The following is a 10,316-nucleotide window of genomic DNA, read 5'->3' as shown; positions in this document are numbered from 1 at the left end:
AAGAAAGTTGATTCGCTCATTTTGTTACGTTGGCTTAGTTTCTTAATTGAAACTAAAATTTTTGTTTGTTTGCACGATTTTGTTTGTTTAGTTTTCAAAGAACAAATTCACCTTTTCTCAAAGTGACAAAATCTATTATAATATAATTCTCTTCAAAAAGTCAACATTTATTTATCATTAAACTCATGATGTTTGACCCATTCTCAAAGGAACTTTCCAATAATAACACGGATGTTTCTACAGTTCAATGAAAGATTTTTCCATATCTATTATTTTAAAAAGGCAGTCGATCCATGAACCACTGCCTTCTTGAAATCTACACCAAACGTTTTCAAGTGCCACCTCACTCAGTCACCAGGTTTTTCCATTCCTCATATTTGGCCGGGCTAAGCTTTGACACATGTTCCAAAAAATCTTGCAAAAATCCAAGCTTTTTTAATCCAGTTAACAATTTGGTAGGGACAGCCCTGTCTGTATTAAATGCCCTCTTGAGGTCGATTACTTTTATTTCCCCTAGTTCATTGAAAAAAATGTGGCGAACCTCAATATCAAGTCTTGTAAAACCCAAAGTTTTCATTTCATCCAGCATCGATAAAATTTTCCCCACGATTGCCTCTGAGAGTTTTTTCTCTTTTTTTAAAAAATGCTTAAGATTATATCCTTTTATAAACTCCATCACTATATAGTTAGAACCATATTCATATAATTTAGGAATAATAGGAGAGGATTGTCCAATTTGCAGTGCATTTAATTCCTTTTTTTGTGTGTCGTCATTAACAAAAACTTTGACGCACTTCTCAGGTGTCAATTGAAAGACGGATCCATCAGCACCCTTCCCAATCATTGTGTAACCGCTCAGGTCTTGAATGGTTACAGTCCCTTTATTCTTGGCTACTATTTTTTCAAAATCTTTCATTTCTAATCTCCTTCTATTTCGAAATTTCAAACCCCTTTGTTGTATTTAGATCTTGGGGATTGCTCTAATATAATCCGAGTTCTTTTCCCCATACTTCTATTTTCTCTAGATATCTTTTTAAAAGTGTGCTCTTTCCTCCATCCAACACCTTTTGTAAATGACTAGAAAGCTTTTTTTCTAGAGTTCTCTGTAAATATGCCTTTTTTAGAAGTTTCAATGGATCATCACTGAAGGTTATTCCATATTTCTGCATTTCTTCGCAATACAGCTGCACACATTGACTTCGAATCTCTTCTTCCCTTTGTTGCCAATCTGAGCGAAAATCAATTAATAATTCGACTAGGACGACCAAATCATACCAGCATGGATACTGCTTCGCAGACTCCCAATCAATCAAAGAGACTTTCCAATTCTCCTCCTCATCATTGGCATTTTCACAGCAAATATTGTGGACATGGAGGTCACCGTGGATGAGACATTGTCCAGATTCCGTAATTTCAGGAAAAAACACAGGCCCTTTTTTTAATATTATTTTGATCATTTTATACCTTGGTGCCACCAATTCTCTTAAGTTAGGATCTTTCAATGCCAGATCCAGATTCTCTTTTGCTTTTTTGATACCCTTAGTCCTCTCCTTTACCTTCTCTTCAGAATCAAAATGGGGAAGAGAGGCGTCAAAAAGATCCGCATGCTGCAAAAATCGATGATCAAAGGTAATGGCATGAAATTTTGCCACGGTTGGGATAATTCGTTCCAAATGTTTTGGAGCTAATTTTATTTGTCCTCGTATCGGCTTCATACATTCGGTGAACATCCATGTTTCATTACCATTTACATTCGGTTCAAGCCAATATAATCGCGGCATAAACTCATGATAAATGTTATAGGCTTTTTGATACATACTGATTTCTAATCTATGATTTTCTTTCAGTGGTTGCTTGTATATTTTAAGGACTATGGGAATGAACTCCCGGCCATCAGTTAGAACCAACTTCCAAATACTTGTCTTTTCCCGTGTATTTTTGAGGCATTCTATTCTTTCTTCCACTAACTTTACTTTTTTACCAAGGACATTTTTTAGCTTCTCTTCCCAATCAAATTGCTTCCAACAGCTTATAATTTCTTCTATATTATTCAAACCTAAAGTTCCCTCCTTCCTCTGCCATCACTTATTTTCTCCCCCATAAGTTTCGCAAATGGGAAACAAAACTTCGAACAAACGGAAGAGGGTCATTCCAAGCAAAAAGAGCCTCCACCTTTTTTCCAGATAAACTTTTCACCCATTCAACGAACTTCATTTCTCCATTTTTTTGTTTTTGGCGAAAGGAAAGAAAATCACGGACAAAGTAAACCCATTTGACCCCTTCTTTCTGCACTGTCACTGGTGCTGGATTTTGCCCGGTAAGGGATAAATAATACAAGTAGGCCAAATTTACCCCACAAGCCATTGATAACGCTTGAGTTAAACCTATTCTTGAATTGATTTCGATAAATTTCAGTTTCCCATCTCTTGGGTCCCGTTTAAATTCAGCAATCGCCAAGCCTTTGAACTGAATATCTTTTAGAAAGGTAGTAGCGAGTTGAATGACTTCTTCGTCCCTCATACTTAGGGCAAGTGCAGTAGATCCAAAATGAGGGGGAAATTGATGTAATTTTTGGTTCATCCACAAGCCAATTAAATTCATCTGATCGTCAAAAAATGTCTTGACGGAATAAATACAATTCTCCTCACCAGGGATGACCTCCTGGATCATTAGTTCACCGAATGGCCGATAAAAAAGGTACTCTTCTCTCAATTGGGAAGCCTGTTCTACTACAATGGCTTTCTTATAAAGACGATGATCGATATTTGAGCGGAAATGAGAAGAATGAACTGGTTTTAAAATACAAGGAAAGGTAATTTGATGGATGATTTGCTCAAACTGCTCTTCGTTATTTATTGCGAAGGTTTTGGGGCATGGCACATTTGATTTCAGGGCCAATTCATACGTTAATCTTTTATCTAATACGGCTTCAACTAGTGTGTGTTTAGGTAATAGAAAGCGATAATAGTGTGAAAGAACAAATCTGTTTTTTGAAATAAACTGTACAAAGTCATCAGACCCCGCATACAGGACAGCCTTTTGGCCAAACTTTTGGGCCAATCTGGTAAGAAATAGAATTAATGCAGCTCCCTCACTAACCGGATTTGGGCAAATTCCACAGGTGGCAAACCGTGTTTTACCGATTTCATATTTCCCTCTCGTATCAAACGCATATACCTTAATCCCTTTTTTCGCTAAACTCCTCACAATACCTATTCCAGTTGCACTTAGATCAAGGACAACGGCAGGAACATCATGTTGCATACTTTTTTCCTCCTTTCATAATAATGACCGATAGATGCCTTCAATCTTTTGAACCATGGTACTAACGGTTAAATGTTGTTGCGCAAATTCCTTCGCATTGCCCGCCAATTCTTTTCTAATTGATTTTTTTCGTAAAAGGAGCAATAATTTTTCTGCAAGTTGTTGTGGGTTAGCTGGTTCAACTATAAATCCTGAATAGTTATCTTTAATGATTTCCGGAATGCCGCCACAATTGGTCGTTAGAATTGCTTGATTGGTAAACATTGCCTCGATTATTGAGATGGGCAGCGTATCACTCGTAGTTGGATGAACAAAAATGTCTGATTCGCTTAATAATTTAGGTACGTCTTCTCTGCTTCCTAAAAAGGATACGTTTTTTAATTTCAACTCACTTACCTGCTTTTTGAGCTTCTTTCTCATCTCACCATCGCCTACAATCCGTACTTCTACATTTTTCAACTTGTCTTGAATTAGAGCAAGCGCTTTGAATAAATATTTATGTCCTTTTCGAGGACGAAGACGTGAGATACAGGTAATTACAGTTTTGCTTTGGCTATTCTTAACTTTCTTCTGAATATTCCATTCCTCAAAATCAATCCCAGTATATACAGTGGTCATTTTATCTTCTTCCGCGCCTAAATTTATTAGGATCGGGCGAAAGACATCACAAAGGATGATTAATTGGTTGGCATTTTTAATTGCTTGTTTATCAATGGCTGAAAAATAGATTTCCTCAACCGAACCTTTTTCCATCAGGTTAAACTTTAATCTGTTTTGGGTCATAAATCCATGCGGTGTGAATAGAAGAGGTTTTTGATAGGATTGGTTAAGTAATCCTATTACATTAGCAGTATATCGATCTTGTGCGTGAATAATATCGTATTGCGACAGATCAATTTCCTCTAACATCATATAGTAACTGTATAGTTTGCTGATATTGTGTAGTATTTTTGGATTACTGATGCCATACCGATTGATAAAAAATTGTGAGAATTTCTCGGAATATCTCTCTCGTAATGCCTGCATTTCATCGGCCGGAAAATGGTTTGGTGCAATAACATGGACACTATGTCCTAAATTTTCCAAGCCAGTTTTAAGTGCTGCGATATAGTTCTGCAGACCACCGATAAATGGATATTCCCAAAACGTTGTGATTAATATCTTCATTTTTTTGTTTTGAATTTCTGCTGATTCGAATTGCTCCCATTCGAATTGCTCCCATTCGAATACATTTTCTTCTTCATAAGGCTCATTGACTCCATAATATTGATCCATTGCATTTATTAAGTAAGGAAAAAGGGTCGGCAGAAATGGTAGTTCATTTTGTTGTTCATTCATCTTTCACTTCCACACCCTCCTAATGATTTCAAAAGCTTCCGCGTATTCGACCCCAACGGTCATTCCTCTGACCCGTGCTAAGTATTTCACTCCGTCATAGGAACGTGGATGTGGAAATGGTCTCATTTCTACATCATAATGGTGAAGAGATTGAATCTTATCTTCGATGGTATCGGTTATATCTACAAAATAATTGGGTTTAAACTCTTTATCATTCGTATGCTGGCTCCATTCACTCGAAGAAACCGTTTCAAAACAAAGAATCTCAATTGGTTTTTTTCCAGGTAACGGTCGAGTAGCTGTTAACACTGCTTGAAACAAAATTTGGTGGTCCCGGTTGGTGTCACCATAATGGTGGGTGAAAATCATTGCAGGAGTATATTTGTCCAAAAGAGCTTCGATCGATTTGTTGATTTCAACAAGTGGTTTCGTTTCCATTAAAAGATTGGGAAATTCCAAAAATAGCACTTCCTCCACTCCTAAGTGTCTATTGGCATGCAGCATTAATGGCTTAATCCGATTTTCTTCCTCCTTACGTCCTTTAGCAGCAATCACAGTAATTACCTTATAGCCATGATTAATTAACTTCTTAATGGTTCCGCCACTTCCAAGAATTTCATCATCTGGATGAGCGGCAATCACTAGCACATACTCACTCATTAAAGCACCTCATCTCCATTTAAAAATACTATTCTTGTAATTATATGAAGACAAAATAAAGTGGATATGGACAATGTGAATAAAATGAAAAAATGGGCTGATTTTAAGTGATATTTATTTGTTTCGACTGCAAACCTGCCACTATCGCTTTTCCAAAAAGCAAAAAAACATATGCATTACGCATATGCTTTCTAAAACTGGATTTTTTTTCAAGGATTATCGTTTCTACTAAATTAGTTGATTAAAACCTCGTCAACCTTTTCATAATCGCTGTTTTTCGTTCCCTATCTTTAATTCTTGTTAAATCAAGAGCATATTCATGACCTTTATTTTTGGCTTTTAAGATTTCTCTTACCGCATTTTTCACACTTTCTTCATTATCTGTAACCATAATTACCTTCCGCAGCATACCTTCCCCCACTCCTTATCTTCCCGTAACGAATTAGACGCTTATTTTTTAGAAAATGTTTCGTTTGGTGACCATTTTTGCAAAGAAGCAAGGTAAAAAATCACATTGAATAAAATTTTTATCTTAGTTTGAAGATTTTGTGTAATTTCCTCGCTTTACCCCCACAAAGTCTAAATTTATTTTAAAATAATCATAGAATATAAAAAACGAGGGGTATAGTTTTGAAATCACTGCAGCTACTACAAGATACTTTTTTAATTGATGCCTACCACGAAGCCATCCGTCTAGAACTTTGCACTGACTTTATTCATTTATTACTAACAGAGATCAGTCATAGAAATTTAATTCATGAAACTATTATCTAAGCCTCTAGACCATCCGAATTCGGTGGTTTTTTTTATGCCAATTTTGGTAACCTTCAATTCTTGAACGGCACCTTTTCTTGTTGAAGTGTTAATCTAGTATTGCTAACTTCCTATATAAATACTTTCTTCTTTCCTCAATATACTTCGTTATTACCGATAATTCCTGGTCAAATATATCTATATCGCGTTTTTTATATGGGTCCTGTTTGACAAACGGACGAATTGATTGTGTCATTTTTTCAACCTTCGGAATCATATTTTCTACTGTAAATTGCTGTTTCATCATTTCTTCAAGTAGCGTTCGATATTGTTTTCGAAAGGTATCTACATTTAATATACGGGCGGTTAATGTATTAAACCCATCAATCGGTACATAATCGGGCTCCATAATCTTTCCATTAACATCCCTGCCCCATGTCGCATCATAATCCCAAGGAATGATTTCAAAAAGGCGCGTTTCACCATTCCTGTAAAGCGCATAGTTATGAACGAAACCATCATAATTTGAAGTAAAAATAATTCCAGCCATCCAGCGGAGATATTTATCAATATCCACAAATTTTTGAATTTCCTTCTCGAATTCATTATTCGCAATCGTATTGATATTAAATATTAGTTCCTTTAAGAAATAGTCATCTTCATGCTTCCCTACCTTTCTTTCATACCCTAACTCCAGTGATTTTTTTGTCTCCTTATCTAAATCGCTCATCAACGAAAAGTTTGCATCACCATCGACCGCATAAAAAATGCTTCCGTTTGGAAGGTTTCTTCTTTTCAAAAAATTCTCATCTACTGATTCGATTTCCAAATAGACCCCTTCTACTTTTCCATTTTGGATTAAAAAGATATGGCGCGATAGTGGTGATAAAACCCCAAGTTCCGCAAAGAAATCAAACGACAGCTTATTTCGGATCAATGAAGGATCCTTATATTCTGCGTTTAAATGAATATGGCTTGAACCTCTGAATTTTTTGGGTTTATAAAAGGAAACCTGATATGATTTTTTCGGAAAATCGCGGATATGTGATCCTCGATAGGCCACATCTATCTCGAGTCTTTTCCCTTCAATCGTTAACTGAGCAGGAATCGGTTCATCAATCCAAATGTCTCTTCTGAGTTCCCGAAGGTCATTCGGCCTAATAAAAAGCTTGTATTCCGGTATTTTTGCAGCCTCGTCCATTTTTTAATTCCTCCTTCCTTTATTGGTATGAAGGAAAATGGATGCTGGTCACGTTTGAATAGCATTTTTTCTTATTTTAGGCTTTTGGCTCATTCCATTGTTTCTGACGATACGTATTTTGATAAGAGAAGAGTGAGTTTATTGGACAAATAGTTTCGTACTCCCTTTTCAAGCTTAAAGGAGGTGCAAAAATAATATGAGTGATTTTTCAGCTGAAGATATTCAAAGAGCTGCAGATGAAGTGAGACGTGGTGGTTTCGGAGACTTTATGTTCCGTGACCCAGGTCAAAATCGTGGCACCACACGCAGAAGAACATCCGGGCGTCGGATGACATCACGCCGAAACACCTCTAGACGTACATCTGGAAACCGCAATACTTCGAGAAGAAATACTTCAAGAAGAAATACTTCAAGAAGAAATACTTCAAGAAGAAATACTTCGAGAAGAAATACTTCGAGAAGAAATACTTCAAGGAGAAATACTTCAAGGAGAAATACTTCAAGGAGAAGAACTTCAAGATGCTGTAAATGGTCAGGGTGGCGGTACAACTCACGTAGCAATACTCGAATAAATAGATGTTGGAAAGACGGAAATATGTGGAATTTACGAGTCCGCAGACGCTAATAGGTTTAAAAACAAGAGGGGATGGAAACTTAGTTTCCTTCCCCATCTTTTGTTATGGTCATATCTACTTTTTTTCAGGAATGGCACAGCTGCCATCTGCACAGCTAACATCGTCTTCGGTGGAAAGATCCTGCAGCACTGGTGCAGGAGACTCTTCCTCCCAAACTTTTTGTAGTGCCCCCATGAAAGTTTCCGTCGGTTGTGCACCAGAAATGGCATATTTTTGATTAATGACAAAGTATGGAACACCGCGAACACCATACTGCTGAGCAAGGGATTCATCTTGACGAACATCAGTTGCATAGGCTTCCTTATCATTAAGGACTTGCAATACTTCCTGGCGATTTAATCCTGCCGCTTCAGCTAGGTCTGCCAATGTTTCAATATCTCCAATATGCTTCGACTCTGTAAAGTAGGCATGCAGCAGCATTTCTGAGACGGCGGCTTCCTTCCCTTGTGTTTTTGCAAATTTAGCCAAGCGATGAGCATCAAACGTATTTGTTGGCTTCATCTCATCAAAATTAAATTTCAACCCAACAGTGGCTGCCTGCTGCCCCACCCCTTGATTTGCTTCCTTCGCTTTTTCAACACTCATTCCATATTTTTTTGCTAATACTTCATGGATGTTCTGGCCAATATTTTTTGGAGAATTTGGGTCAAGTTCAAAGCTTTTGAATTCAACTTCTACCTGATCCCTATGTGGAAATTGATCTAACGCCACTTCTAATCGGCGTTTCCCAATATAACAAAACGGACATACATAATCTGACCAAACTTCAATTTTCATATAGACACCTCGTTTTCTTCGGTTAAATTTTATAGTAACACAAGGTCAGATAAATCTATTCATAGTTGCTCATGATGAGTATCCCCATAGCTGAAGCTAGGAGTTTCGAAAGAATAGGCTTTAAAGCCGCATTGTCTTTACGAGGGCTACCACAAGTCCCGCTACTACATCAGACCGAAGCCTTCAGCTTTGCATTTCTTTTCTTTATGATGATTATTTTTCGTGGGGATTGGAGGAACTGTTTTCTCTCCAGTCCTTCGAAAACATCCTTGGTATGTTTACGGACAATATTAAAAGCTCCATTCACATCGGCATGGATCAAAATCTTAGAACCTTTGATTTTGTAAAAAGCTCGACTGCTTCTATACCCGCTAAAATAAGTTTGGTGCTCTTCCCCGTAAGTTGGAATCGGGTCATGATTCAAGAAACTAGATTTAGAGGTATAGCTTTCTTCTCGGACAATGACTTGAATTCCGTGTCGTTCTGCTTTGTATCGAATCATTCCTATGAAAGTGGCATATGGGATTTGTATGAAGGTTTGTTTTGTAGTCTTTAGCATATCAACCTCCATCTTCCAACCCTCATTTTTACCTATGACGATCGTATCAATGGTTCTTTCTTGAGCAATCTCGGCCACTTTTGCACTGGCCTTATGTAAAAATCCATGACTCGATTGTTTCTTTTTCGGTCTAATGAAATTAATCTTGTGCTGTTAAACTTCCCTTCCTTTGGTCCTTTTCCATTTCGAAGGATACTCATGTATTTGGCTCTTAATTTGTTATAGTATTGATTGATCGATTTTAACCATTTGCCCTTGATAAGCAGAGGCTTTAGCCCCGTGTTATCGATGATAGTTGCCAGGTTATCTACTCCTAAATCAATACCCATTACTCGTTTCGGCTCAAATACCCACTCATTTAATTGTTTTTCGGATCGTTTGATCTCCTTTTCCTGTTCACTTTTAAAAACAACTTCCATTACATACCGCCCATAGGACGGGACAATCCGCACTTGTTGTAGTTTACCATCTATATGTGCGATTTTTCCCAGTTTTAATGTAAGAGGAGTTCCTGGTAATGATAGCATATTTCCGTTTTTAATTTTGGTAATTTGATTGGTTAAATAACAGGTCGTGCGTCCATTTTTCGGTTTGTATTTTGGAATCTTTGGCTTTCCGGAAAAGTTAGTAGGATTAATTTTATATTTCTTGGAGGCTTCGAAGAAACTTTTCCAATCATCATATACCTTTTTTATTGTTTGTTGATTGGACTGTGAGGGCATAGAAAGGTAATCGGTTTGTTTCATCACTTTAAACAGTGCTTCTACAAAGGTATAGGGAAGGAATGCTTTCTCTGGATGAGGCATTTCAAATAGCTTTGGTTTTGGCTCGAAAACATGACCATTATTATCGACTTTTTGAGACTTAGATTTGGCTCTCTCAAAACTTTTTAGACGAATTTTATTCATTTGAGGTAAATGGACTTGAATATCTGTTAGAACTTGAAGTTGATTTTCATTTCTAGTTTCTTTGTTTATAGCTGTGTAAACCTGTCTAATATAGTAGTTGGTGGTATTGTACAAGTTTTTCGCTTTAAAACAGAGTGAGTCGCAGTAGTCGTACAATTCATGTTCCGGCTGTATTTGTATTTTATAGGATCGATACATTTCATTCACCTCCCCTTAATAGA

General features: G+C 37.0%; 12 protein-coding genes and 1 pseudogene. 2 read left to right on the top strand and 11 right to left on the bottom strand.

From position 1 onward, the window contains the following. Positions 1–343 precede the first annotated feature (343 nt). The 6 genes from J7E63_RS25705 to J7E63_RS25680 all read right to left on the bottom strand — a co-directional run bounded on the left by J7E63_RS25705 (position 344) and on the right by J7E63_RS25680 (position 5,671). Positions 344–916, bottom strand: a complete 573-nt coding sequence (locus J7E63_RS25705) for a kinase (protein WP_215017718.1) — start codon at positions 914–916, stop codon at positions 344–346. Positions 917–980: 64 nt separating this feature from the next. Next, the gene (locus J7E63_RS25700; RefSeq protein WP_215017716.1) at positions 981–2,054 is read right to left on the bottom strand and encodes a phosphotransferase; all 1,074 of its coding nucleotides are present in this window, start codon (positions 2,052–2,054) and stop codon (positions 981–983) included. Positions 2,055–2,085: 31 nt separating this feature from the next. Next, the gene (locus J7E63_RS25695) at positions 2,086–3,264 is read right to left on the bottom strand and encodes a carboxylate--amine ligase (protein WP_214717416.1); all 1,179 of its coding nucleotides are present in this window, start codon (positions 3,262–3,264) and stop codon (positions 2,086–2,088) included. A 15-nt stretch (positions 3,265–3,279) separates the two neighbouring features. After that, complete coding sequence (locus J7E63_RS25690) at positions 3,280–4,602, bottom strand: glycosyltransferase family 4 protein (RefSeq protein ID WP_215017713.1); 1,323 nt, start codon at positions 4,600–4,602, stop codon at positions 3,280–3,282. Positions 4,603–4,605: 3 nt separating this feature from the next. Then, the gene (locus tag J7E63_RS25685) at positions 4,606–5,262 is read right to left on the bottom strand and encodes a PIG-L deacetylase family protein (RefSeq protein ID WP_215017711.1); all 657 of its coding nucleotides are present in this window, start codon (positions 5,260–5,262) and stop codon (positions 4,606–4,608) included. A 241-nt stretch (positions 5,263–5,503) separates the two neighbouring features. Next, on the bottom strand, positions 5,504–5,671 hold the full coding sequence (locus J7E63_RS25680; protein ID WP_168244660.1) for a hypothetical protein: 168 nt from the start codon (positions 5,669–5,671) through the stop codon (positions 5,504–5,506). Between the two features lie 221 nt (positions 5,672–5,892). Between J7E63_RS25680 and sda the strand changes: the two genes are divergently transcribed. Next, positions 5,893–6,036: a sporulation histidine kinase inhibitor Sda gene (gene sda, locus J7E63_RS25675; protein WP_251027004.1), complete on the top strand. Its 144-nt coding sequence runs from the start codon at positions 5,893–5,895 to the stop codon at positions 6,034–6,036. A gap of 88 nt (positions 6,037–6,124) precedes the next feature. Here the strand turns inward: sda and J7E63_RS25670 are convergent, their stop codons facing one another. Beyond that, positions 6,125–7,216, bottom strand: a complete 1,092-nt coding sequence (locus tag J7E63_RS25670) for a CotH kinase family protein (protein ID WP_215017709.1) — start codon at positions 7,214–7,216, stop codon at positions 6,125–6,127. Positions 7,217–7,412: 196 nt separating this feature from the next. Between J7E63_RS25670 and J7E63_RS30635 the strand changes: the two are divergent. Next, positions 7,413–7,487 (top strand): annotated as a pseudogene (locus tag J7E63_RS30635) (CotG/ExsB N-terminal domain-containing protein); the annotation flags it as partial. Between the two features lie 14 nt (positions 7,488–7,501). Here J7E63_RS30635 and J7E63_RS25665 read toward each other — a convergent pair. From J7E63_RS25665 to J7E63_RS30375, 4 genes are all read right to left on the bottom strand, one after another. Next, a complete protein-coding gene (locus J7E63_RS25665) occupies positions 7,502–7,777 on the bottom strand; it encodes a hypothetical protein (RefSeq protein ID WP_215017708.1) in 276 nt (91 codons plus the stop codon). 128 nt (positions 7,778–7,905) lie between these two features. Next, positions 7,906–8,628 carry a DsbA family oxidoreductase gene (locus tag J7E63_RS25660; RefSeq protein WP_215017706.1) on the bottom strand — a complete coding sequence of 241 codons (723 nt, stop codon included), beginning with the start codon at positions 8,626–8,628 and terminating at the stop codon, positions 7,906–7,908. A gap of 169 nt (positions 8,629–8,797) precedes the next feature. Further along, positions 8,798–9,265, bottom strand: coding sequence for an IS200/IS605 family accessory protein TnpB-related protein (locus J7E63_RS25655; RefSeq protein ID WP_308162019.1), 468 nt, complete (start codon positions 9,263–9,265; stop codon positions 8,798–8,800). After that, positions 9,220–10,293, bottom strand: a complete 1,074-nt coding sequence (locus J7E63_RS30375) for a transposase (protein ID WP_215017702.1) — start codon at positions 10,291–10,293, stop codon at positions 9,220–9,222. The genes J7E63_RS25655 and J7E63_RS30375 overlap by 46 nt, the downstream gene beginning before the upstream one ends. Positions 10,294–10,316 lie beyond the last annotated feature (23 nt).

This window comes from Bacillus sp. ISL-75, assembly GCF_018613095.1.
This window is presented reverse-complemented; position numbering and strand designations above follow the sequence as displayed.

Excerpts from the sequence above, each read along its gene's own strand:
- J7E63_RS25705 (WP_215017718.1), bottom strand. The coding sequence starts at position 916 with ATGAAAGATTTTGAAAAAATAGTAGCCAAGAATAAAGGGACTGTAACC.
- J7E63_RS25695 (WP_214717416.1), bottom strand. The coding sequence starts at position 3,264 with ATGCAACATGATGTTCCTGCCGTTGTCCTTGATCTAAGTGCAACTGGA.
- J7E63_RS25690 (WP_215017713.1), bottom strand. The coding sequence starts at position 4,602 with ATGAATGAACAACAAAATGAACTACCATTTCTGCCGACCCTTTTTCCT.
- J7E63_RS25685 (WP_215017711.1), bottom strand. The coding sequence starts at position 5,262 with ATGAGTGAGTATGTGCTAGTGATTGCCGCTCATCCAGATGATGAAATT.
- J7E63_RS25680 (WP_168244660.1), bottom strand. The coding sequence starts at position 5,671 with ATGCTGCGGAAGGTAATTATGGTTACAGATAATGAAGAAAGTGTGAAA.
- J7E63_RS25670 (WP_215017709.1), bottom strand. The coding sequence starts at position 7,216 with ATGGACGAGGCTGCAAAAATACCGGAATACAAGCTTTTTATTAGGCCG.
- J7E63_RS25660 (WP_215017706.1), bottom strand. The coding sequence starts at position 8,628 with ATGAAAATTGAAGTTTGGTCAGATTATGTATGTCCGTTTTGTTATATT.
- J7E63_RS30375 (WP_215017702.1), bottom strand. The coding sequence starts at position 10,293 with ATGTATCGATCCTATAAAATACAAATACAGCCGGAACATGAATTGTAC.